This window comes from Bradyrhizobium daqingense (assembly GCF_021044685.1).
GTDB classification, from domain to species: Bacteria; Pseudomonadota; Alphaproteobacteria; order Rhizobiales; family Xanthobacteraceae; genus Bradyrhizobium; species Bradyrhizobium daqingense.
In genome coordinates this window covers 3,191,505-3,215,392 of record NZ_CP088014.1, presented here as the reverse complement: position 1 = coordinate 3,215,392, position 23,888 = coordinate 3,191,505, and the positions used below count along the sequence as shown (strand labels likewise).

Below are 23,888 nucleotides of genomic sequence, written 5' to 3'. Positions count from 1 at the left end.
CATGGTAGAGTCGCGTCGCGGGGCGTCTGCAAGGGCGCCCCGCACAAACTTTGAGTCCCCTTCGCATCGCATCATCCTCGGCGATTGCGTCGCCGAGATGTCGAAGCTTCAGGCTGGTTCGGTCGACCTCGTGTTCGCCGATCCGCCCTACAATCTCCAGCTCAAGGGCGATCTCAAGCGCCCCGACGAATCCCATGTCGACGCCGTCGACGACGACTGGGACAAGTTCGATTCGTTCTCAGCCTATGACGATTTCACCCGCGCCTGGCTGCTTGCCGCACGCCGCGCGATGAAGCCGTCGGCGACGATCTGGGTGATCGGCTCCTATCACAACATCTTCCGCGTCGGCGCCATCATGCAGGACCTCGGCTTCTGGCTCCTGAACGACATCGTCTGGCGCAAGACCAACCCGATGCCGAATTTCCGCGGCCGCCGCTTCACCAATGCGCACGAGACCATGATCTGGGCCGCGCGCGACGAGAAGGCCAAGGGCTATACGTTCAATTACGAGGCGCTGAAGGCCGCCAACGAGGACGTGCAGGCTCGGTCCGACTGGCTGATCCCGCTCTGCACCGGCGAGGAGCGCCTCAAGGGCGCCGACGGCAAGAAAGTGCATCCGACGCAGAAGCCGGAAGGCCTGCTCGCGCGCGTGCTGCTGTCCTCGTCCAAGCCCGGCGATCTCGTGATCGATCCCTTCAACGGCACCGGCACCACGGGCGCGGTCGCCAAGCGTCTCGGCCGCTCCTATATCGGCTTCGAGCGCGACAAGACCTATGCGAAGGCCGCGGAAGCGCGCATCGCCGCGGTCGAGCCACTGCCGGAAGCGAGCCTCGCCCCGTTCATGACCGCGCGCGAAGCGCCACGGGTGGCGTTCTCCGAGCTGATCGAGCGCGGCATGATCATGCCCGGCACGAAACTGTTCGACGCCAAGAAGAAGCTCGGCGCCCTCGTCCGCGCCGACGGCGCCATCATGCTGGGCGACAAGGTCGGTTCGATCCACCGCATCGGCGCCGTGGCGCAGGGCTCGCAAGCCTGCAATGGCTGGACCTTCTGGCACGTCGAGACCAAGAAGGGCCTCAAGCTGATCGACGAGCTCCGCGCCGAGATCCGCGCCGGCATGGCGGAGTAGCGGCTTTCGCGATCTCGTAGGGTGGGCAAAGCGAAAGCTTGCCCACCCTGCGGCATCTTGAAGGAGGCGCCAGGCAGGACTAGATTTCCCTGATCAGTCCCGTCCCGGTCCGGCTCCCATGCGACGACAGTCCGAGACATTGCTGCTGGTGCCGCTCTTGCCGATCTTCCTGCTCGGCATGTTCCCGATGTTCCTGATCGCGCTGCTGGGCTTCTTCGGCCTCGCCCTGTTCGGCGTGCTCGTGGTCTGCGTCGGGCTCGCCAGCAGCAACGAGGCGCACGACAATTTCAACCATGACGTCATCGTGCACGGCTACGCGCGCGGATCGGAGCGCAAGGCGCGGGCGTCGGATATGCATCTCGCCGCGAGGCTCGGATTGCGGCTGGAGGCCGTGGGCGCGGCGATGGTCGTTACGGCGGCCATCGGCCTTTGTTACGCCTCCTGATCTGCGCAACGCGCAGACACCGCCCGGCAAACTCGCCGGTTGCTCTCGCGGAGCAGGTTCGGGCAAGAGGGGAGTGCGGCAATGACACCGCGCCCGCTCTCGGCAACAACATTGGGGAGATCGATGCTCAAATTCTATTTCAACGGATCGCCGAACCCGACCAAGGTCGCGCTCTATCTCGAAGAGGCGGGACTGCCGTACGAGCCGGTGAAGATCGACACCCGCAAGGGCGAGCAGTTCACGCCGGACTACCTCGAGATCAATCCGAACGGCAAGGTGCCGGCGATCGACGACAACGGCACCATCGTGTTCGACTCAAACGCCATCCTGCTCTATCTCGCCGAGAAGACCGGCAAGTTTCTGCCCCCGCCCAGCGTGCGCGGCGAGACGCTGTCCTGGCTGATGTTCGTTGCGACCGGCGTCGGGCCGTATTCGGGACAGGCCGTGCACTTCAAGCACTTCGCGCCGAAGGAGCAGAATCACGACTACGCCCACAACCGCTACCAGTACGAGACCGACCGCCACTACAGGATTCTCGACGGTCACCTCAAAGGCCGCCCATACATGGTCGGCGACAGCTATTCGATCGTCGACATGGCGATGTGGGGCTGGGCGCGGATGGTGCCGTTCAAGCTCGGTGACGACGCCTTTGCGCGATACCCGAACGTGAAACGGCTGGTGGACGAGATCTCGGCGCGGCCGGCAGCCGCGCGCGCCATCGCGCTGAAGGACAAGTTCACCTTCAAGGCCGAGATGGACGAGGAGGCGCGGGCCAACATGTTCAAGCACATGACGACCAAGGTGGCCTGATCGCGCCGCGCCGTTGTTCGAGGCCACGCGGATGCGCGTGGCCTCTTGCTTCCAAAGCTCAGGCGGCGTGAACCGTCTCCAGGAATCTCGCAACCTCGACCTTGAGACGATTGCTGTCGGCCGACAACGACCGCGCCGCGGAGAGCACCTGCGAGGAGGCCGAGCCGGTCTCGGAGGCGCCGCGCTGCACGTCGCCGATATTGGTCGAGACGCGCTGGGTGCCCTGGGCGGCCTGCTGCACGTTGCGGGAGATTTCCCGCGTGGCTGCCCCCTGCTCCTCCACGGCGGCCGCAACCGTCGCGGAGATCTCCGACAGCCGCTCGATGGTGCCGCTGATCTCCCTGATGGCGCCGACCGACTGCTCGGTGGCGGCCTGGATGCTCGCGATCTGCTGGCCGATCTCGCCCGTGGCCTTCGCGGTCTGCTCGGCCAGCGCCTTGACCTCGGTCGCGACGACGGCAAAGCCGCGGCCGGCTTCGCCCGCCCGGGCGGCCTCGATGGTGGCATTGAGCGCGAGGAGATTGGTCTGGCCGGCGATGGTGCTGATCAGCTCGACCACGTCGCCGATCCGCGCCGCCGCCTTGGAGAGCTCGCCGACGCGGTCATTGGTCCTGCTGGCCTGGCCGACGGCCTCGCCTGCGATCCGGGCGGATTCCTGCACCTGACGGGCGATCTCGCCGACCGAGGAGGACAGCTCCTCGGTGGCCGAGGCGACTGCCTGCACGTTGGCGGTGGCTTCCTGCGATGCGGAGGCCACCTCGGTCGAAAGGTCCTGGGCGCGCGAGGCGGTCGTGGTCAGCGTGCCGGCCGAGGCCTCGAGCTCGTTCGATGCCGACGACACGGTATTGACGATCTCGCCGACGGCCTGCTCGAACTGGTCGGCGAGCCTGACCATGTCTTGCTTGCGGGTCTCGGCCTGCCGCGCCTCGAGCTCGGTCTGTTCGGCGCGCATGCGCTCGGTGTCGATCATGTTGTCCTTGAACACCTGGATCGCCTTGGCCATGTCGCCGATCTCGTCGGCCTTGCCGCGCCCGGGAATCTCGACCGCGAGATTGCCGCCGGCCAGTTGCCCCATCGCGCGCGTCATCGAGGCCAGCGGCCCGACGATGCTGCGGGCGATCAGGAAGGCGACGATGCCGCCGAACAGGATGGCGAGACCGCCTGCGACTTCCTGAACGGTCGTCGTGCCCGCGATCACGGCTTCGGCATGGCTGCGCGAGTCCTGATAGTCCGTCTTCAGCGTCACTTCCGCGGCCTTGAGCCTGGCGATGCTGTCGACGATCAGCGGCGCGAGGCTCTTGTGATAGATCTCGTCGGCCTGAAGCATCGCGGCCGACGTCGTCTCGAACGCGGATTTGTACATTCCGAGCGAGGTCTTCACCGGCGCGAGCGTGGCGCGCAACTCCGCGGCTTGCGGGCTCTTCTCGATGCCTGCGAGCCGTTGTGCCGCCCTGTCCACACTCGCCCTGAAATTCGCCGGTCCCTGCGCGTCGCGCAGCGCCAGGAAACGCCAGTTTGCGATCCGGACCAGGAGAACCCTGGATTCGAGGTCGGCGACCAGGGCCGCGGTGTCTTCGTCGACGGCAGCGCGCGCCGTATCGACCAGCTTGCCCGTCTTAACGGCCAGGTCCTCTCCGCTCGGCAGCAGCGTCGCCTTGCCCGTCCTCGCTTCATTGACGGCGTCGGCGAGATTGTCGCGCAGGCGTCGCATCTTGGCGATGTCGTCGATGAGGCCGTTGTAGAGCTTCTTCCGCTCCTCCGAGAGCGCGCCTTTGGCCCCGACCTGCAACAGCTCCGTCGCCGCGGCTTCCCGCTCCTGGGCTTCCTTCATGGCGGACTCATTGGCGTCATAGACGTAGCGCAGATTGGCGCGCTGGATCGCCTGCAGATGGGTCGAGATCTCCAGCACCCGCGCCGTGCTGTCCGATAGCGCGGATTGTCTTGCGACCTGATCCTGCACCGTCCGCAAATTCCAGACGGCAACCACCGCCATCACCAGACCGACCGCCACGAGGGCCATGAAGCCTGCGTACAGGCGTCCCCTGATCCGCAAACGAAACTTCGGCATTCCCACTGTCCACCCAGATGCATGTCACTTCGGGCGGCCGAACGATTCCGGCGATGGCGCCGGCCACCCTGGCAGCCGCGTATCGCGTCGATGCGACTCACGCTGCACCGCGACACAATGGGGGACACTCGTTAATTGAACCTTCAAATTGTTCGCGCGCGCAGGGCCGGCCCGCACAAAACGTGCTGATTTTATCGGCATCCATGCAAAGGCGCGCAGAAGTCCGCAGCGCCATGCAGAGCTCGGCACGCGAAGGTTTACCCGGCGCTAACCTGCTGCAATTTACCGAGCGCGTTCTCGACCACTTCCAGCGTGTAGGGCTTCTGAACCACCGGCACCGAGGCCAGCTCCGCCGGGAGCGGCGCGCGCTCGCCATAGCCGGTCGCGAACATGAAGGGCACGCCGATCTCCTTCAGCTTCTGCGCCACCTTGATGCTGCTCTCGCTGCCGAGGTTGAGATCGAGCAGGGCAAAGCTCGGCCGGGCGCGCTCGATCGAGCGCAGCGCCTGATCGACGGTCGCGGCGGTGTCGACGTGGCGGGCGCCGAGGTCGAGCAGGATGACCTCGGCGGCCATCGCGATGATCAGGTTGTCCTCGACAATCAGGGCCGTCTCGGAAATCCTGGGCTTGGCGGATTTCTGCTCTTCAATGCGCATGGCGGCTCCCGCGATGGACGGCAATAGCTGGACGAAATTGGGGGGAATGACGAATTTCGCCTGCACACCCAGGAGGTCGAAGCGGATTTCGGCATCGCCCTTGAGATCGAACGGCACCGAGCGCTCGATGATCGTGGTGCCGAAGCCGCGCCGCGAGGGCGGCTGCACCGGCGGGCCGCCGCTCTCCTTCCATTCGATGACGAGGCTGGAAGACGGATCGAGGCGCCAGACCACTTCGACATTGCCGGTGGAATCGGCAAGCGCGCCGTATTTGGCGGAGTTGGTCATCATCTCGTGCACGACGAGCGCCAGCGTCGCGAAAGCCTTGGGATCGAGCGCCACGTCGGGGCCGCCCATCTTCACGCGGTCGGCGCGCGAGCCGAGATAGGCGCCCGCCTCGGATTCGACCAGGGTGCGCAGCGCCACCGGTGCCCAATTGAGGTTGGTGATCTGGTCATGCGCGCGCGCCAGTGCCTGGATACGGCCGCCGAGAACGCTGGCGAATTCCTCGATGCTAGTTGCCGTGTCCTTGCTCTGCGCCACCAGCGCGCGGACGAGGCTCAGGATGTTGCGAACCCGGTGATTGAGCTCGGCGATCATCAGCTCCTGCCGCTCCTGCGCGCCGCGCCGCTCACGCGCGGCGAGGTCGGACAGTTGCAGGATGACCTCGAGCAGGGTGACGCGCAGGCTCTCGGCAATGCGGATGTCGGCGACCGACCACGGCTTCGATTGGCCTGCCACGGTCTCCTGCCACAGCTCAAAGCTCTTGCGCGGTGTCAGCCGGGGACCGTTGGGGCCCTCGTCATAGACCTTGTCGGGAGCACCGGCCCAATTGACCGAGCGCGTGACCTCGCGGCGGAAGAAGATCAGGCAGTCGCGCGGCGTGCGCGAAATCGGGATGGCGAGAAACCCGGCTGCGCGGTCGCGGAAAGCCTCACCGGCGGCGTAGACCTTGGCGATCTCGGCGCCGGCGAAGATCCGGCCCGGCGAGGTGCGGTTGATGAAGGCGACGAGCTCCTTCACCTCGTCCTCCGTCGGCGTCTCGCCCTCGCATGCAATCTTGTCGTCGGACCAGACCGCGACGCCGTCGCACGCGATCATCTTGCGATAATCGCCGAGGAAATCGACGATGGCGCGCCGGCTGTGCTCGTGCGCGGCCGCGATCTCGATCAGCCGCTCCTGAACCTGGTGCGCGCGGGCCTCGTAGACCACGTCGCCCTCGCGCTCACGCCCTTCGACGATCCAGGAGAACATCTGCCCGAACAGCTCGGACGCCGTGCGCTTGTCGAACGAGATGTAACGCGGCGAATAATGGTGGCAGGCGAACAGGCCCCACAGCTTGCCGTCGCGCAGGATCGACACCGACATCGAGGCGGCGACTCCCATGTTGCGGAGGTATTCGATGTGGATCGGCGACACCGAGCGCAGCACGCTCATCGAGAGGTCGAGCAGTCCGGCGTTATGCGTGGCCGTCGACACCAGCGCGGCCGGCCGGGTATTGACGTCGGCGATGATGCGCAGCCAATTGCGCTGGTAGAGCGCGCGGGCCTGCCGCGGGATGTCCGAAGCGGGATAACGCAGGCCGAAGAACGATTCGAGCCCGGGCTCCGCCGTCTCGGCGATGACCTCGCCCGATCCGTCCGGGTGAAACTGGTAGACCATCACCCGGTCGAAGCCGGTCAGCCCCTTGAGCTGGCGCGCCGCCTCGCGGGCGAGATCGGTCATGCCGCGCGTCTTGCGGATGCGCTCCAGCATCAGGCGCACGAGCTCGCCGGAATTGACGCCGGGCTCGTTGACGCTGGGCTCGGCTTCCACCACGAGATAGGCGCCCGAGAAATGAATCGACAGATCGTAAAGCGGCTTGCCGGCCTGGAGCTCGACCCCGAACAGACGCTCGGTCGCGTCCGGCCCTGCGAGATGATCGACACGGTTGCGGATGGTCTCGACGGCCGCTTCCGAGATCACGCTCGATAACGGCCGCTGCACCAGGTCGGCGACATCGGCCCCGAGGAAGATGCCGGCATTGTCCGAGGCCATGCAGATCGTGAAGTCTGAGAGCACCGCGAGCAGAAAGCCGAAAGGCTGCACGCTGCCGGGAATGTGGATCGGCTCGCGATCGCAATTCGTGAGATTGACGGCCTCGTTCATGCCCTGTCCGCCGCCCGCTCGAACGCCGCGAAGGCAGCGCGCGCCGCCTCGATCACCTCATCCTCGTCGCTGACCTCTTCGCTTTCGAGCTTGGACAGGAAGCTCTGCCACAGCCGCTTGCCCGCGCCATGGCTCAGATAGCGGGTCGCCTGGCTGATATGCGGATCGGCGGCGTCGGCGACCTCCTTCAGCAGGAACTTGGCTCCGAGCCGGGAGCCTTCCAGCACATACAGGGTGCCGAGCATGCCGCCGGACGTCAGCGGCGGCACGGACACGGTGGATTGCGCGGCGCTGCCGAGCCGCCGGAGATCAGCCGAGATCGCGGCACTGCGCGACCGCTCCGGCCAATCCGGAAACATGCTGGCTACGCCTCCCTCCACGAGCGCCGCTTCAAGCGGAAGTAGCGCGCCAGCGCTTGCTTGAAGAAAGCGACGATAGCCCGTCACGACGGTGAGATCGAACGATGAAAGCTGCGCATCGAGCTCCCGGTGCGCAGCCGCAGTCGCATCTCTCAGTCGCTCACGGAGTTTGGGGAAGCTGCGGCCCACCTGTGTCGAAACGTTCGAAGCCCCAGCCAGCATGAAATTCCCAAACGCGCGCGATGCCGGGGGCGCAATTGCCCCGGAAGCGAAGGAAACGCCGGCGGAACCTAAAAGGTTCCGCCGGCGACGGGAAAACCGGGCGAGCGACGGGGCGCATCCCTCGTCATTTCCTTCGCCGGGGCTTATGCAGTTCGTACATGATCTCCGCCCGGGTCATCCCAAAGTCCAGCAACTCCCGCTCAGTCATGGCAGCGAGATGATACCGGGCCCGGGACCGCTCGCGTCTGATGCGGACCATTTCGACCAGCGCCTGCCAGGCCCGCACTAGCCCGACCGGCTGCGCCTGTTGAGATCGAGCGGCGGAGGCGGGATGGCTCAGTCCACTCAGCTCGCTGCCCTCAGCGGTGCCTGCGGAAAAGGACCGAGCGCCTTCTCGGTCAGGATCGAGTCGCAATACTCCCGGATCTCCTTGATCTTGCCGTCCTCCAGCCGAAACACGAGACAATAGTCGTTGTCGTAGCGGACGCCCTCGGGCGTGACGTTGTCACCCTTCGCTTCCACCACCACGACATCACCATCGGCGATGAAGCGATGGGCGACGGTGCGCGTGCGGTCACGCAGGCGGGAGCGGACATAACCGTGCAGATCGTTGAGGATCGCCTCCTTGCCGGCAAAGGTGCGCGACCAGGAATACTGCCCGGTCACGATCCATTGGGCGTCGTCGGCGAGGCTTGCGGTGAATAGCGCGCGGTCGCGCGCGGCGGGATCAGGGTTGGCGGCCGCGGCAAAGATATCCTGCAGCAGTTTCTTGTTGGCGCTCGCACTCATGGCGGCATCTCCTTGTGTGACAACGCCGAGATGATCGCCGAACAAATGGCATTCTTCAAATCGATATAGAATATGATATCTATTCACCTTATGAATTTGAATTCGCTTGACCTCAATCTGTTGACCGCCCTCGACGCATTGCTGCGCGAGGCCAATGTCAGCCGCGCGGCCATGCGCATCGGCCTGTCGCAGCCGGCGACGAGCCACGCGCTCCAGCGCCTGCGTGACATCTTCGGCGATCCGCTCCTGGTGCGCACCGGCGCACGGATGGAGCTGACGCCGCGAGCGCTGGCCCTGCGCGTGCCGCTGGCGCAGGCGCTCGACCAGGTGCGCGGGCTGTTCGTGCCGGAGGATTTCGACGCGGCGCGCAGCGAGCGGCAATTCCGCCTGATGATGCCGGATCTCGCGGTCGAGCTGTTGATGCCGCCCTTGATGGAGAAGGTAACGCGGGCCGCCCCCAATGTCCGCATCGACGTGGTGCCGTGGCGCGGATCGGCGATCTTCCATGCCGAATTCGCCCGCACCATCGACCTCGTGATCTCGATCGGCAATGCCTTCAAGGGCTTCCACCGCCAGCTGCTCTACACCGACAGCGACGCGCTGGCAGTGCGGCGCGGCCATCCGATTGGCGCGAAGCTGAAGCGGCGGGAGACGTTCCTGGCCGCGCGTCATGTCGGCGTGATCATTCGCGGCGGCAATGAGGACTTGATCGACCCCTGGCTGCGCACCAAAGGCATCGAGCGGCACATCGCGCTGGTGGTGTCAGGCTATCTCGAAGCGCTGCACGTCGCCGCCCGCACCGATCTCGTCGCCTTCGTGCCGCGCCGGCTGATCGCAGCGCTGTCGAAGCAGCTCGGCCTCGTCACGGTGACGCCGCCGCTCGACCCCGGGATCGACGAGCAGTTCATGTTTCATCCGACCCGCGCGCAGATGGACCCGGGCTCGATCTGGCTGAGAAGGCTGATGTTGGAGACGGGACGGGAGTTGGAGAAGAAAGAGCGCCGCGTGGGCTGAACACAGCTTCAAAGCAAATGGTGTCGTCCCGAACAAGCGCAGCGAAGCGGAGCGCCGATCCGGGACCCATAACCACGGGGTGTGGTTTGACGAAAACTCTTAGCTGCGATCTCGTGCCACAGCTTCTCCCTGGGGTTATGGGTCCCGGGTCTGCGCTTCGCTTGCCCGGGACGACAGGGAATACGTGGCCGCGCCCCTACGCCTTCTGCGCGTCCATCACCTTGCGGACCGCGGGCCGGTCCGACATGCGCTTGAAATGGTCGGCAATCTTCGGCGTCGCATTGATGTCGACGCTGTCGCCTTCGAGCCAGGTCGAGAGCGTGTAGAGGTAGGGATCGCAGATCGTGAACTGCTCGCCCATCACCCAGGGCCCCCTGAACATCTTCTGCTCCATCAGGGAGAAGCAGGCGGCCATGGTCTGCGGGACCTTCGCCTTCATGTCGGCGAACGAGCTTTCCTGCGTCGCCCAACGCGCGCCGCGCATCTTGTGGGCATGGTTGATGTGCACGGTGGAGCAGAGATAGGAGTTGAACGACTGCACCTGGGCGAAATCGAAGGGATCATCGAGCGGCGCGAGCTTCGCCTTCGGGAAGACTTGCGCGAGATAAGCCAGCATGGCCGGCGTCTCGGTCAGGACGCCGCGATCGGTCACCAGCGCCGGGACGCGCCCCTTCGGGTTGATGGCGAGATAGTCGAGGCTGTTCTGCTGGTTGTCCTTGAAGCTCAGCCGTTCGGCGGTGTAGTCGGCGCCGGCCTCCTCCAGGGTGATGTAGGTGGCGAGCGCGCAGGTGCCGGTGGCGTAGTAGAGCTTGAGCATGTCGGACCTCATGGAAAAGCCGGAAAATAACGGCTGTCGTCCCCGAGGTCCATAGCACGAAATCCTCTTCGCAGTTGCCCACCGCCGCCCGCCTGTGCCAAGACGCCTCCGATTGGAGGGGCTTTGTCATGACGGTACTCATCGCCGGTGGCGGCATCGGCGGGCTGACGCTTGCGCTCAGCCTGCACGGAATCGGCGTTCCCGTAAAAGTGTTCGAGAGCGTCGCGGAATTTAAGCCGCTCGGCGTCGGCATCAACGTGCTGCCGCATGCGGTGCGCGAGCTGATCGAGCTCGGCCTGATGGAGAAGCTGGACGCCAGCGGCGTGCGGACGCGCGAGCTCGCCTATTTCTCCAAGCACGGCAAGCCGATCTGGAGCGAACCGCGGGGCCTCGAAGCCGGCTACAAATGGCCGCAATTCTCGATCCATCGCGGCACGCTCCAGCAGCTCCTGCTCGACACCGCGGTCGAGCGGCTCGGCCGCGAGAACATTCTCACCAGCCATCATCTGACCGGTTGGACCGAAACCGCCGACGGCGTGCGCGCCGACTTCATCGACAGGGCGACCGGCAAAGCTGCAGGGAGCTACGACGGCGCAATCCTGATTGCCGCGGACGGCATCCATTCCGCCGCGCGAGAAAAGCTCTATCCCGGCGAAGGCCCGCCGATCTGGAACGGCCGCATCCTCTGGCGCGGGGTCACGCCAGCGAAGGCCTTCCTCACCGGCCGCACCATGATCATGGCCGGGCATGAGATCCTGAAATTCGTCTGCTATCCGATCTCGAAGGAGCCGGATGAGGCGGGCAACCACCTGATCAATTGGGTCGCCGAGCGCCACATGCCACCGACCTATCAATGGCGGCGTGAAGACTATAACCGCACCGCGCGGCTGGAGGAGTTTCTGCCCTGGTTCGAAAGCTGGCGGTTCGACTGGCTCGACGTGCCCGGCCTGATCAAGAACTGCCCGCACGCCTATGAATATCCGCTGGTCGACCGCGATCCGGTCTCGCAATGGACCTTCGGCAAAGTCACGCTGATGGGCGACGCCGCGCATCCCATGTATCCGATCGGATCGAACGGCGCCTCGCAGGCGATCCTCGATGCCCGGGTCATCACGCGCGAGATTCTGGCGCGCGGCCCGACGCAAGCCGCGCTGCTCGCCTATGAGGCCGAGCGTCGGCCCGCGACCACCGACCTCGTCCTGCTCAACCGCAAGAACGGTCCGGAGCAGGTGATGCAGCTGGTCGAGGAGCGCGCGCCCGATGGCTTTGGTCTCGTCACCGACGTGCTCTCGCAGCAGGAGCTGGAGGACATCGCCGCCAACTACAAGCGCGTCGCGGGATTTCAGGTCGAGGCGCTGAATGCCAAGCCGGCGATTGTAAGTAAGGACGCGCGCGTGGGAGCGTGATGCTTTCGCTCAAAACGAGATGCATATTGATGTGCCCTCGCACCTTGTGGGAGAGGGCAGCTCCGCTGTAGACACGGGCTCACTTGGGTGAGGGGTCTGTCTCCGCGCACTTATCTCGTTTTTGGAGTTCGTGGATAGAACCCCTCATCCGGCGCTTCGCGCCACCTTCTCCCGCAAGGGGAGAAGGAAGAAAGCGCTGCAGCACTATCTTCCCACCACCCTCGCCGCTTCCAGCAGCCGCTCGCTCGCACTCGCCGTCGCCAACACGGTGCCGTCCTCGGCCATCAGCTTGCCCTCGACGAAGGCAATGGTCTTGCCGAGCTGTGTCACCTGGGCTTCGCCGATGATCGGCCCTGGCTTGGCGGGACTGAGGAAGTTCACGGTCATGCTGATGGTCGTGGTGTAGAGCCGGCCCTCGCTCATCACCAAAACCGCCGGCCCCATCGTGTCATCGAGCATCGCCGAGAGCATGCCGCCCTGGATGAACCCTGCGGGGTTGCAGAATTCCGGCCTGCCTTCGAAACCGAGCCGGATCCAGCCCTCCTGCGGCCGGGCATCGAGCAGGCGCCAGCCCAACAGCTCGGCGCAGGGCGGCCTTCGAAAATTGTCGAGCGCCGTCTTGACCATGCGAACCTCCGTTGCCCGCGATCCTTAGTGCAAGCCTGCTGACAGCATGGTGTCAGCAGGCTTGGGTGCTAGAGACCCAATCCGTGCGCAATCACCTTGCGCATGACATTGGGCAGCGCTTCGCCGGCGAGCGTGGCGATCGGCACCCAGCGCATGCCCTCAGGCGCGCGGGCGCGGGCCTCCACCTTCGCCGTGTAGACCACCAGCTCCAGCGGGAAATGCGTGAAGACGTGCGTGACGACACCCAGCTTGCGCTGCCAGCGAGACAGCCCTTTCAAGTCCGGCGCCTGCAGCTTCGCCGCGCCGTCGTCCTGGCCGGCGAGCCAGTCCGAACCCGGCACTTCGGTCATGCCGCCGAGCAGGCCCTTTTCCGGCCTTGAGCGGACAAGCAGTTCATCGCCGCGCGTGACGACGAAGGCGGCGCCCCGCCTGAGCGTTCCGCTCTTCTTCGGCGCCTTGCGCGGGAACGTCTCCTGCGTTCCTTGCGCGCGCGCCATACAGTCTTGGTTCAGCGGACACAGCGAACAGGCCGGCTTCTTCGGTGTGCAGATCGACGCACCCAGATCCATCAGCGCCTGCGCGCTGTCGCCGGCGCGAGATCTCTCGTCGCCGGCGCGGGAGTCGGCCAGCAGCGTTGCAGCCAATTGCTGTATCCGAGGCTTGGCCTGTGGCAACTCCTCCTCGACCGCAAACAGGCGCGACACCACGCGTTCGATGTTGCCGTCGACCGGCATGGTGCGGCGGTCGAACGCGATCGCTGCGATCGCCGCCGCCGTGTACGGCCCGATGCCCGGCAGCGCACGCAGACCGTCTTCGGTGTCGGGAAAGACGCCGCCATGCTCGCACGTCACCGCGACCGCGCAGGCATGGAGGTTGCGCGCCCGCGAGTAATAGCCGAGCCCGGCCCACATCCGCAGCACGTCATCCTGCGACGCCCGGCCGAGCGCCGTGACATCCGGCCAGCGCGCCACGAATTTTTCGAAATACGGACCGACCGCCTTCACCGTGGTCTGCTGGAGCATGATCTCCGACAGCCAGACGCGGTACGGGTCCGAGGCCTCGCCGGGCGCGGCGCGCCAAGGCAGACGGCGGCGGTGGCGGTCGTACCAGGCGAGCAGCAAGGTGGGGCGGGTCGAAACGACCGCCTCAAATGGTTCCGGCTTCGTCTTAAGGGCGGATTTCGAGCTCATGTTTTGACTGTAGCGATGACGCGCCGATCTCTCCACGTCATGCCCGCGCTCGTCGCGGGCATCCACGTCTTTCTTCGCAGGAAGAACGTGGATGGCCGGGACAAGCCCGGCCAAGACGACTAGGAACCTGCCGGTTGCACGCGGTGATGCTATAAGGCCCCATGTCCAAATTCCCTCCCAAGCCCGGTCCCATCAGCGCCAAGCCGCTGTCGCTCCTGCTCGACGGCGTCTTTGCCGAGGCCTATGCCAAGCAGGGCTTTGCCGCGCGCGAGCTGGTGACGCGGTGGGCGCAGATCGCCGGGCCGGAGATCGCGGCCCATGCCGAGCCGCTGAAGATGCAATGGCCGCGGCCGGTGGAGGGCCAGCCGCAGGAGCCCGCGACCTTGGTGCTGCGGGTCGAGGGGCCGATGGCCCTGGAGATCCAGCACTCCGCCGATGTGATCCTGGAGCGGGTCAACCGTTTCTTCGGCTGGAGCGCGGTCGGCAAGCTGGCCTTCCGCCAGGCGCCCCTATCGCGGCCCCGAGCCCGGAAGCGGCCCGGCCCGCCGGACGCCCAATCGGTGGCCAAGGTGGCGGAGAGCCTGGGCGATATCGAAGATGAACAGCTGAAGACGGCGCTGGCCCAGCTCGGGGCGGCCATCAAGCGAAATTGAGCCTCATTCGGCGGCTAATCTGGACCCAGACTTGCCGCTCGCCATTGCCTCAATCGACGTTTCAAGCTAGCGACAGGCCGCCCGGGCGGGAACTTGATAGACCCCTGGGGCGACATTTTGCCAATCGGGAGCCGACCGTGATCATCACCCGCCGCGCCTTCACCACGATGCTGTCGCTGACCGGGCTTGCCGCGCTCGCCGGGCTCTCGCCGCTGCGGTTCGTGTCCGAGGCCATGGCGCAGGCTGCCGCCGATGTGGCCAAGCCGGTGTCGCTGCCCGACATGGCGCTCGGCCCGAACGACGCCGCCGTCACCATCACCGAATACGCCTCGATGACCTGCCCGCATTGCGCCGCCTTCAACGAGCAGGTGTTCCCCAAGATCAAGAAGGAATACATCGACACCGGCAAGGTGCGTTACATCTTCCGCGAGTTCCCGCTCGACATCAAAGCGGCCGCCGGCTCGATGCTGTCGCGCTGCATCGCCAATGGCGACGCCTCGAAATATTTCGCGGTGACCGACATGCTATTCCGCCAGCAGAGCGACTGGGTGATGAAGAACACCACCGAGACCCTGACGCGGATCGGCAAGCAGGCCGGCCTCACCCAGCAGCAGGTCGAAGCCTGCCTGAAGGATCAGGCGCTGCTCGACAAAATCGCCGCCGACCAGAAATATGCCAGCGACGTGCTCAAGGTGGATTCGACGCCAACCTTCTTCATCAACGGCGAGAAGATCAAGGGCGAGACCTCGTTCGAGGATTTCGCCAAGAAGATCAATCCGCTGCTCAAAAGCTGATTCGCAACGCGACAAACCTGATTCGCGCATCGAGAGCCGTATCATCCCGGCATAAATCCCTTGGGAAAAGCGGCTTTCGCCGGTTGCCCTCGCGGCGCACCGCGGCCATTGTCCAGCCGCACGAGCCGCCCTGCGCGACTCGCCCAGACAGCGACATTGCCTTCCATGGTATTGTCCCGGCAGGGGATTCGCGCCTGCCAACAGAGATGCGTGCTTATGAAAATCACCCGCCTGCGCCTTCACGGTTTCAAGTCCTTCGTTGAGCCCACGGACTTCGTCATCGAGCCCGGCCTGACCGGCGTGGTCGGCCCGAACGGCTGCGGCAAGTCGAATCTCGTCGAGGCGCTGCGCTGGGCGATGGGTGAGACCTCGTACAAGTCGCTGCGCGCCGCCGACATGGACGCGGTGATCTTCGCCGGCTCCGGCAACCGTCCGGCGCGCAACCATGCCGAAGTGACGATGACGATCGACAATGCCGATCGCACCGCGCCGGCGGCGATGAACGACAGCCAGCTCCTCGAAATCTCCCGCCGCATCGAGCGCGAGGCCGGCTCGGTCTACCGCATCAACGGCCGCGACGTGCGCGCACGCGACGTGCAGATCCTGTTCGCGGATGCCGCCACCGGCGCGCGTTCGCCGGCCCTCGTCCACCAGGGCAAGATCGGCGAGATCATCCAGGCCAAGCCCGAGCAGCGCCGCCGCGTGCTGGAAGACGCCGCCGGCGTCGCCGGCCTGCACGCCCGCCGCCACGAGGCCGAGCTGCGGCTGAAGGCGGCCGAAACCAACCTCACCCGCGTCGAGGACGTGATCGGCCAGCTCTCCGGCCAGATGGAAGGCCTGAAGAAGCAGGCTCGCCAGGCCGTGCGCTACCGCGAGGTCGCGGCCAAGGTCCGCAAGGCCGAAGCCACGCTGTATCACCTGCGCTGGATCAGCGCTCATGCCGACGTCAACGAGTCCGGCCAGACCCATGATCTCGCCGTCCGCGAAATGGCCGAGCGCACCCAGCACCAGGCCGAAGCCGCCCGCATCCAGGCCATCCGCGCCGCCGAAATGCCGGCGCTGCGCGATGCCGAAGCGCGCGCCGCCGCCGGGCTCCAGCGCCTGACCAATGCGCGCGAGTTGCTCGACCGCGAGGAAGAGCGCGCCAAGGAGCGCGTCGCCGAGCTCGAGCGCCGCCTTGCCCAGTTCGAAGGCGACATCTCGCGCGCCCAGCAGCAGACCATGGACGCCGACGTCGCCCTGCAGCGGCTCGATACTGAAGACGCCGAGCTGAAGGAAGAGATCAAGTCGCGCGTCGAGAAGCGCTCCGGGGTCGACGAGCGCGTCGCCGAAGCCGAAGCGGTGCTGACCGAAACCGAGCAGCGCTTCGCCGAGCTTACCACCGCGCTCGCCGACCTCACCGCCAAGCGCAACCAACTCGAAGCCAACGTCCGCACCCATCGCGACAAGCTCGCCCGGCTCGACCAGGAGATTGCGAACGTCGCCGCGGAAGAGCAGAAGCTTGCGCAGGAGACCGGCGGCTTCGGCGATCTCGACGAGCTGACCGCACTGGTCGAGACCGCGGAGCAGACGCTGGCGGCTTCGGAAGCCGCCGCGCAGGCGAGCGAAGCCGCGCATGTCGCCGCCCGCCAGACGCTGGAATCCTCGCGCTCGCCGCTGGTCGAAGCCGACAAGCGCGCACAGCGGCTCGAAACCGAGGCGCGCACGATCTCCAAGATCCTCAACGGCGAGACCAAGAACCTGTGGCCGCCGATCATCGACGGCATCACCGTCGACAAGGGATTCGAAAAGGCGATCGGCGCCGCGCTCGGCGACGATCTCGATGCGCCGGTCGATCCGTCGGCGCCGATGCGCTGGACCAATGCCGGCGTCACCGATGGCGATCCCGAGCTGCCCGAGGGCGTCACCCCGCTCGCCAATCACGTGCAGGCGCCGGCCGAGCTGGCGCGCCGCCTGGCGCAGATCGGCGTCGTGCCGCGCGAGCGCGGCGCTGAGCTGGTCTCGCAGCTCAAGACCGGCCAACGGCTGGTCTCGCCCGAAGGCGACGTCTGGCGCTGGGACGGTTTTGTTGCCGCGGCTCACGCACCGACCGGCGCCGCGCGGCGGCTGGCCGAGCGCGCCCGCCTCGTCGACATCGAGAACGAGCTGGAGCAGGCCCGCATCGACGCGCAGATCAAGCGCCAGGCGCTGGAGAATGCCGAGTCCGAGCTGCAGATGGCCGCCAGCACCGAAGGCGCCAGCCGCGAAGCCTGGCGCGCCGCGCAGCGCGAGCTCAACATCGCGCGGGAGCGTCATGCCAATGCCGAGCGCGAGATCAGCCGCCACGCCGCGCGCAAGGCGACGCTGTCGGAAGCGCACAGCCGTCTCGCCGCCGATCGCGCCGAGGCCGAGGCCGCCTACGAATACGCCCAGGCCGGCATCGGCGAGTTGCCGTCCAGCGAGGACACCGAGACCCGTCTCGCGGCGGTCCGCAGCGACATCGAGGGCCATCGCCGCATGGCCGCCCAGGTCCGCGCCGAGGCGCAGGCGCTCGCGCGCGAGGCAGAGCTGGCCGACCGCCGCGTCCAGGCGATCCTCGCCGAACGCACCGAGTGGCAGAACCGCAAGGAGAGCGCGGCCTCCCACATCGACACCATCCACGCCCGCATCGCCGAACTCACGATCGAGCGCAGCGAGCTCGAAAACGCGCCGGCCGTGTTCGCCGAGAAGCGCAGCGCGCTGATCACCGAGATCGAGTACGCCGAGAACGACCGCCGCATGGCCGCCGACGCGCTCGCCACCGCGGAGACCGCGATGGCCGAGACCGACCGCGTCGCCAAGCTGACGCTGGAGGCGCTCTCCAGCTCCCGCGAGGCCACCGCCCGCGCCGAGGAGCGCATGGAAGGCGCCCGGCGCCGGCTCGAAGACATCGAGCGCGAGATCCGCGACATGCTCGAGGTCGAGCCGCAGGCCGTCGCGGGCCTCGCCGAGATCGAGCCGGGCGCAGAGCTGCCGCCGCTGCACGACATCGAGGAGGACCTCGAAAAGATGCGCCGCGACCGCGAGCGCCTCGGCGCCGTCAATCTGCGCGCCGAGGAAGAGCTGCGCGAGGTCGAGACCCAGCACACCGGCCTCGTCACCGAGCGCGACGATCTGGTCGAAGCCATCAAGCGGCTGCGCCAGGGCATCCAGAGCCTCAACAAGGAAGCACGCGAACGGCTGCTGACCTCGTTCGAGGTCGTCAACAGCCACTTCAAGCGCCTGTTCGTCGAGCTGTTCGGCGGCGGCGAGGCCGCCCTGCACCTGATCGAAAGCGACGACCCGCTGGAAGCCGGTCTCGAAATCATCGCAAAACCTCCGGGCAAGAAGCCGCAGACGCTGTCGCTGCTCTCGGGCGGCGAGCAGGCGCTGACCGCGATGGCGCTGATCTTCGCGGTGTTCTTGACGAACCCCTCGCCGATCTGCGTGCTGGACGAAGTCGACGCGCCGCTCGACGACCACAACGTCGAACGGTACTGCAACCTCCTGCACGAGATGACCGGCTCGACCGACACCCGCTTCATCATCATCACGCACAACCCGATCACGATGGCGCGGATGAACCGCCTGTTCGGCGTCACCATGGCCGAGCGCGGCGTCTCGCAGCTCGTCTCGGTGAGCCTCGCCGAGGCCGTGGACATTCTCGACCAGAACGTGGCGTGATATCGCTAGCGTCATTCCGGGGCTCGCGAAGCGAGAACCCGGAATCTCGCACGACAATCTCGAACTTCCGGGTTCGCGCTACGCGCGCCCCGGAATGACGGTGGGCAACATGATCTCCCCCACCCTCCCCGCCGAACTGAAGGCCGCCCTCGACGCAAAGCTCCAGGGCTTCTCGCGCACCGACGCGGCACAACGATCACAGAAAATATCGACCGCCTATCGCGCAGGCGGCACCTCCGGCACGATCAAGTCGGAAGCCGATGCGCTCGCTTATGCGCTGGCACGCATGCCGGCGACCTACGCAGCCGTGGCGGCAAGCGTGAATGCGCTGACCGAGATCGCGCCCGACCTCGCCCCGGAAACACTGCTCGACGTCGGCGCAGGTCCGGGTACCGCGAGCTGGGCCGCCGCGGAGGCGTTTCCGTCGCTGCACGACTTCACCCTGCTCGACGCCAATGCCACCCTGAGCCGGCTCGCGCTCGAATTGGCACGCGACAGCACACGCCTCGCCGAGTGCCGCTATCTGCCCGGCGACGCCGGCGGCAACCTCGCCGAGGCCTCGCCAGCCGATCTCGTCATTGCCAGCTACGTCATCGGTGAGCTCAGTGAGGCCGACCAGCGCGCGCTCACCGAGACGATGTGGGCGAAGGCGCGCCACGCGCTGGTGGTGATCGAGCCCGGCACACCCGCCGGCTATGCCCGCATTCTCGCGCTGCGCCAGCAACTGATCGCAGCTGGCGCCTACGTTGCCGCGCCCTGCCCGCACGAAAGGCCTTGCCCGCTCACCGCGCCCGACTGGTGCCATTTCTCCCAGCGCCTGCCGCGCTCACAGGCGCACCGGCAGATCAAGGGCGCAGAGGTGCCGTTCGAAGACGAGCGCTTCATCTACGTCGCCCTCACCCGGACGCCGCCCGCCGCGCGTGCCGCGCGCGTGCTGGCGCCGCCTGATGTCGGCAAGGCCGAGATCGCGGCGAAGCTCTGCACGGAAAACGGTGTCACGCTGGCGAAGGTCCCGCGGCGTAACAAGGCCGCCTATGCAAGTGCCCGGCGATGGCGCTGGGGCGACGCGGTCATTGCCGAAAGTTAACCTCGTTCAGGCCTTTCGCCTTGAACTCCGATGGCTCTTCGCCAGACCAAATCCTACCTCCCCTCCGCGACGGGCTCTCGTTCGGCGTCAATTTGGTCTACGCTAGCGCCCGCCTTCTTCCCTCTTCAGGAGTTCTCCATGTCGACCGGCTGGATCGTTCTCGGCGTCATCGTCGTCCTCGCGCTGTTCGCCTTCAGCGCCTACAACCGCCTGGTGGCGCTGAGCCAGCGCGTCGGCCAGGCCTTTGCCGACATCGATGTCCAGCTCAAGCAGCGCCACGATCTGATCCCGAACCTGGTCGAGACCGTGAAGGGCTACGCCTCGCATGAGCGCGGCACGCTCGACGATGTCATCAAGGCGCGCAACTCGGCGATGTCGGCGCAGGGGCCTGCGCAGGTGTCGGCCGCCGAGAACCAGCTCTCCGGCGCGCTCGGCCGGCTGATCGCGTTGTCGGAGGCCTATCCCGACCTCAAGGCCAACGCCAATTTCCAGCAGCTCGCGTCCGAGCTCTCCGATCTCGAGAACAAGATCGCGGCCAGCCGCCGCTTCTTCAACAACGCAGTCCAGGAATACAACACCGGCATCCAGCAGCTGCCCGCCGCCTTGTTCGCCGGCATGTTCGGCTTCACCAAGAAGGATTTCTTCGATCTCGGCGCCAGCCGCACCGAGGTCGAGACGGTGCCGCAGGTGAAGTTCTGATCTCGAGCCGATAGGCCGGCAGGACACCCGCGTCATGGCCGCGTATGGTCTCTACACGCACATCGCCTCGAACAAGTTTCGTTCGATGCTGCTGCTCGCCGGCCTGTTCGCGCTCGTCTACGTGCTGATCTATGCCGGCGCGCTGGTCGCCGAGGTCGTCATCAACGGCAATGGGACCGTCGCCTATTATCTGAGCGCCGCCTTCGCCGACCTGCTCAAGGCCGCGCCCTTCGCGACCATTGCGGCCATCGCCTGGATCGCGATCGCCTATTTCTTCCACCAGTCGATGATCGACGCCGTGACCGGCGGCCACGCCGTCACCCGGCAGGAACAGTCACGGCTCTACAATCTGCTCGAAAACCTCTGCATCTCGCGCGGCATCACCATGCCGAAGCTGAAGATCATGGAGAGCCCGGCGCTGAACGCGTTCGCGACCGGCCTCAATCCGCGGCAATATTCCATCACCGTCACCACCGGCCTCCTCGATACGCTGAACGACAAGGAGATCGAGGCGGTGCTGGGCCATGAGCTGACCCACATCAGGAACGGCGACGTGCAGCTGATGGTGGTCGCCGTCATCATCGCCGGCGTGGTCGGCTTCTTCGGCGAATTGTTCTTCCGCCTGTTCACGAATCTCAACTGGAGCTCCGGCTCCGGCGGCTCGTGGTCCTCGGGCTCGTCCTCGTCATCGCGGTCGTCCTCTTCGTCGAGCGACAGCAAGAGCTCCGGCGGCGGCGCGGTGATCGTCATCGTCATCGCGGTCGTGCTGATCGTGCTGGCCTGGCTGCTGTCGCAGGTGGTCAAGCTCGCGCTGTCGCGGTCACGCGAATATCTCGCCGATGCCGGCTCGGTCGAGCTGACGAAAGACCCTGATGCGATGATCTCGGCGCTGCGCAAGATCGAGGGCCGCGGCGAGCTGCCGGGCGCCACGTCGGCGGTGATGGAGCTCTGCGTCGACAATCCCCGCGAGGGCTTCGCCGATCTGTTCGCGACCCACCCCTCGGTGCCGTCCCGGATCGACGCGCTGGTCAAGTTTGCCGGCGGCCACGATCCCGGCCCGCTGCCGGACCCCGCGGATGACACTAATCAGGCCGAGGCAGAGGCGGATCCGCAGGGCGGGCCGCCGCCTCTGCGCCATGGCCCGTGGGACGATGCCGGAAACCCGGTCAATCCGCCGCCGGTGCCCGCGCCAGGTCCTTCAGGGACTCCGGCCGTCAATCCGATGGGACCCTGGGGCCGCCACTGAACCGGCGCGATTGGCCGCGATTGCGTCAGGTTCCCTGTGATCGGGAAAAACCTCGGGAATTGGCCCCACGATGTACCGAGGAATTGAATTCTCCCTTGTTTCTGCCATGTTCGCGCCCAACAGCAGACTGGGGACATCCTTCGGACATCGATTTGGGGCCCGGCCGATTGCGACCTCGCGATCGGGGGCGCGCGTTAGGGGACAGCAATGGCAAAGCCGGCAGTGGTTGTGGTGGGCGCGGACAAGGGCGGGGTCGGCAAGACCACGGTGTCGCGTACCTTGCTCGATTATTTCTCAGCCAACAACGTGCCGACGCGCGCCTTCGACACGGAGTCGCCGCGCGGAACCCTGAAGCGCTTCCACCCCGACATCACCGAGATCGTCGACATGACGACGACCTCAGACCAGATGAAGATCTTCGACACGCTCAACGCGGTCAGCCCGTCGGTCACCGTGATCGACGTCCGCGCCGGCCTGCTCTCGCCGGCCCTGGCCTCGCTGCGCGACATCGGCTTCCTCGACGCCGCCAAGGCCGGCCAGATCACCTTCGCCGTGTTCCACATTCTCGGACCCTCGATCGCCTCGCTGGAGGAGATCGCGGAGACGGCGGGCTTCATGACCGGCGCGAAATATTTCCTGGTGAAGAACTTCATCAACGACACCCAGTTCTTCCAGTGGGACCAGGCGACCTACAACTCTTACTTCCACCGCATCAAGGACGCGACCGAGCTGACCATCCCCAAGCTCAACGAAATGGCCTATGAGCAGGTCGAAGTGTCCTCCGTCCCGTTCCTGAAATTCGTCGCCAACAAGGGCATCAACGACGAGGCCGCGAACTATTCGTTCGTGCTGCGTGGCTATGTCCGGCATTGGCTGGCCAATGTCTGGAGCGAATTCGACCGTATCCGCCTGACCGACATCGTCGGATCGAAATCCGTCACCCGCAACAGCGAAAAATAGTTGCGAAGCCCGGGCTGATACGGCTGGATTGGGCGGTGAGTTGGCCTGATATAGCTGTCAATGCCCGCAACGCCCGTCTACATCATCTGCTCGCCCCGCCCGCTGGTCGGCAAGACCCTGCTGGCGCGGCTTTTGAGCGAATTCCTGCTGCTCAAGAACGGCAACGTCGCGGCCTTCGACGTCAATCTGAAGGAGCCGTCGCTGCTCGATTACCTTCCGAAGGTGACCGAGACCGCCGACGTGATCGACACCTACGGCAAGATGCAGCTGATGGACCGTGTCATCGTCGATGACGGTCTCGCCAAGGTGATCGATCTCGGCTTCCACGCCTTCGACGAGTTCTTCAAGATGACCGAAGAGATCGGCCTCTTGAAGGAGGCCGCGCGCCGCCATGTGGCGCCGATGATCCTGTTCGTCGCCGACACCGACCGCGCCTCGGCCCGCGCCCACGAGATGCTGCGCGGGCAGATCCCGCGCATGAACCTGGTGACGGTGGACAACGAATACGTCGTGCGCGGCGAGCTGCCGCCCGCGATGGCAGGCGGCCGGCTGTACCGCCTGCCGGCGCTACCGGGCTTCCTCAAGACCTATATCGACCGGCTGAACTTCTCCTTCACCGGCTACCTGCGCCAGGAGAAGGACTCCTCGACCGAGCTGCACCAGTGGACCCGGCGGAACTACATCGCCTTCCGCGAGCTGGAGCTGAGCCTAATCTTGCAGCGTTCGTAACCGAAAATCTACCCGAGCATACTGCCTAGGTACGTTGCGGAGTGCCCATGATGAACGACGTCGTGCAACAGTTGCTCGATCGAATGCGTGCGTCAGAACGCCAGGAGCTGCTGATGCTCTTGGCGGCGTCCATCCATGCGATGACCATTGTTGGTCGCATGCATTACGATGACGAAGATTCAGCAAACCATCTTCGTCAAACCAATGAATCGATCCACCGCCTGGTGGGCCACTTGTGGGATCTGTGCGATCCGAACGAAGCTTTCACCGAAAGCCGCGCCGGTGCAGTATGGCACCTTCTGGCAGTCCTTCCCTCATCCTTCGTCGTGCACATCTGCGGACTCAAGGCCTAGGGATGG

The 23,888-nt window shown here is 65.8% G+C and carries 21 protein-coding genes; 14 read left to right on the top strand and 7 right to left on the bottom strand.

Annotated features, from left to right (window positions below; translation table 11 throughout):
- Position 1: 1 nt before the first annotated feature.
- The 3 genes from LPJ38_RS15340 (at position 2) to LPJ38_RS15330 (ending at position 2,384) form a co-directional block, all read left to right on the top strand.
- A complete protein-coding gene (locus LPJ38_RS15340; RefSeq protein WP_145636960.1) occupies positions 2–1,129 on the top strand; it encodes a site-specific DNA-methyltransferase in 1,128 nt (375 codons plus the stop codon).
- Positions 1,130–1,247: 118 nt separating this feature from the next.
- Entirely contained in the window at positions 1,248–1,574 is a 327-nt protein-coding gene (locus LPJ38_RS15335) for a hypothetical protein (RefSeq protein ID WP_061847022.1), read from the top strand.
- Between the two features lie 123 nt (positions 1,575–1,697).
- Positions 1,698–2,384 carry a glutathione S-transferase family protein gene (locus LPJ38_RS15330; protein WP_145636957.1) on the top strand — a complete coding sequence of 229 codons (687 nt, stop codon included), beginning with the start codon at positions 1,698–1,700 and terminating at the stop codon, positions 2,382–2,384.
- Positions 2,385–2,442: 58 nt separating this feature from the next.
- Here LPJ38_RS15330 and LPJ38_RS15325 read toward each other — a convergent pair whose 3' ends face one another.
- The 4 genes from LPJ38_RS15325 to LPJ38_RS15305 all read right to left on the bottom strand — a co-directional run bounded on the left by LPJ38_RS15325 (position 2,443) and on the right by LPJ38_RS15305 (position 8,626).
- Entirely contained in the window at positions 2,443–4,452 is a 2,010-nt protein-coding gene (locus LPJ38_RS15325) for a HAMP domain-containing methyl-accepting chemotaxis protein (protein WP_167520537.1), read from the bottom strand.
- A gap of 257 nt (positions 4,453–4,709) precedes the next feature.
- Complete coding sequence (locus tag LPJ38_RS15320) at positions 4,710–7,256, bottom strand: HWE histidine kinase domain-containing protein (RefSeq protein ID WP_145636950.1); 2,547 nt, start codon at positions 7,254–7,256, stop codon at positions 4,710–4,712.
- Positions 7,253–7,837, bottom strand: coding sequence for a biliverdin-producing heme oxygenase (locus LPJ38_RS15315; RefSeq protein ID WP_145636947.1), 585 nt, complete (start codon positions 7,835–7,837; stop codon positions 7,253–7,255). The genes LPJ38_RS15320 and LPJ38_RS15315 overlap by 4 nt, the downstream gene beginning before the upstream one ends.
- 345 nt (positions 7,838–8,182) lie before the next feature.
- The gene (locus LPJ38_RS15305) at positions 8,183–8,626 is read right to left on the bottom strand and encodes a nuclear transport factor 2 family protein (protein WP_145636942.1); all 444 of its coding nucleotides are present in this window, start codon (positions 8,624–8,626) and stop codon (positions 8,183–8,185) included.
- 90 nt (positions 8,627–8,716) lie between these two features.
- Here LPJ38_RS15305 and LPJ38_RS15300 point away from each other — a divergent pair, with 90 nt between their 5' ends.
- Entirely contained in the window at positions 8,717–9,640 is a 924-nt protein-coding gene (locus LPJ38_RS15300) for a LysR family transcriptional regulator (protein WP_145636939.1), read from the top strand.
- A 196-nt stretch (positions 9,641–9,836) separates the two neighbouring features.
- On the opposite strand, the gene LPJ38_RS15295 is transcribed toward LPJ38_RS15300, so the two are convergent.
- Entirely contained in the window at positions 9,837–10,457 is a 621-nt protein-coding gene (locus LPJ38_RS15295) for a glutathione S-transferase family protein (protein ID WP_145636936.1), read from the bottom strand.
- Between the two features lie 128 nt (positions 10,458–10,585).
- Here LPJ38_RS15295 and LPJ38_RS15290 point away from each other — a divergent pair, with 128 nt between their 5' ends.
- Positions 10,586–11,863, top strand: a complete 1,278-nt coding sequence (locus LPJ38_RS15290; protein WP_145636933.1) for a flavin-dependent oxidoreductase — start codon at positions 10,586–10,588, stop codon at positions 11,861–11,863.
- Between the two features lie 204 nt (positions 11,864–12,067).
- Here LPJ38_RS15290 and LPJ38_RS15285 read toward each other — a convergent pair whose 3' ends face one another.
- Both LPJ38_RS15285 and mutY read right to left on the bottom strand, forming a co-directional pair.
- Positions 12,068–12,490, bottom strand: coding sequence for a PaaI family thioesterase (locus LPJ38_RS15285; RefSeq protein ID WP_145636929.1), 423 nt, complete (start codon positions 12,488–12,490; stop codon positions 12,068–12,070).
- A gap of 68 nt (positions 12,491–12,558) precedes the next feature.
- Positions 12,559–13,680, bottom strand: a complete 1,122-nt coding sequence (gene mutY / locus LPJ38_RS15280; protein WP_167520549.1) for an A/G-specific adenine glycosylase — start codon at positions 13,678–13,680, stop codon at positions 12,559–12,561.
- A 161-nt stretch (positions 13,681–13,841) separates the two neighbouring features.
- On the opposite strand from mutY, the gene LPJ38_RS15275 reads away from it, so the two are divergent.
- The 9 genes from LPJ38_RS15275 to LPJ38_RS15235 all read left to right on the top strand — a co-directional run bounded on the left by LPJ38_RS15275 (position 13,842) and on the right by LPJ38_RS15235 (position 23,882).
- Positions 13,842–14,333 (top strand): DUF721 domain-containing protein, encoded by a 492-nt coding sequence (locus tag LPJ38_RS15275; RefSeq protein ID WP_145636923.1) that lies wholly within the window; start codon positions 13,842–13,844, stop codon positions 14,331–14,333.
- A 137-nt stretch (positions 14,334–14,470) separates the two neighbouring features.
- Complete coding sequence (locus LPJ38_RS15270; RefSeq protein ID WP_145636920.1) at positions 14,471–15,127, top strand: DsbA family protein; 657 nt, start codon at positions 14,471–14,473, stop codon at positions 15,125–15,127.
- Positions 15,128–15,343: 216 nt separating this feature from the next.
- Positions 15,344–18,808, top strand: a complete 3,465-nt coding sequence (gene smc / locus LPJ38_RS15265) for a chromosome segregation protein SMC (protein WP_145636917.1) — start codon at positions 15,344–15,346, stop codon at positions 18,806–18,808.
- 109 nt (positions 18,809–18,917) lie between these two features.
- Positions 18,918–19,895 carry a small ribosomal subunit Rsm22 family protein gene (locus tag LPJ38_RS15260; protein ID WP_145636914.1) on the top strand — a complete coding sequence of 326 codons (978 nt, stop codon included), beginning with the start codon at positions 18,918–18,920 and terminating at the stop codon, positions 19,893–19,895.
- Positions 19,896–20,033: 138 nt separating this feature from the next.
- A complete protein-coding gene (locus LPJ38_RS15255) occupies positions 20,034–20,594 on the top strand; it encodes a LemA family protein (protein WP_028179392.1) in 561 nt (186 codons plus the stop codon).
- A 34-nt stretch (positions 20,595–20,628) separates the two neighbouring features.
- Positions 20,629–21,840, top strand: a complete 1,212-nt coding sequence (locus tag LPJ38_RS15250; RefSeq protein ID WP_145636911.1) for a M48 family metallopeptidase — start codon at positions 20,629–20,631, stop codon at positions 21,838–21,840.
- A gap of 207 nt (positions 21,841–22,047) precedes the next feature.
- Positions 22,048–22,800: a P-loop NTPase family protein gene (locus LPJ38_RS15245; RefSeq protein WP_145636908.1), complete on the top strand. Its 753-nt coding sequence runs from the start codon at positions 22,048–22,050 to the stop codon at positions 22,798–22,800.
- 60 nt (positions 22,801–22,860) lie between these two features.
- The gene (locus tag LPJ38_RS15240; protein ID WP_145636905.1) at positions 22,861–23,529 is read left to right on the top strand and encodes a hypothetical protein; all 669 of its coding nucleotides are present in this window, start codon (positions 22,861–22,863) and stop codon (positions 23,527–23,529) included.
- A gap of 47 nt (positions 23,530–23,576) precedes the next feature.
- A complete protein-coding gene (locus LPJ38_RS15235) occupies positions 23,577–23,882 on the top strand; it encodes a hypothetical protein (RefSeq protein WP_145636902.1) in 306 nt (101 codons plus the stop codon).
- Positions 23,883–23,888: the final 6 nt, after the last annotated feature.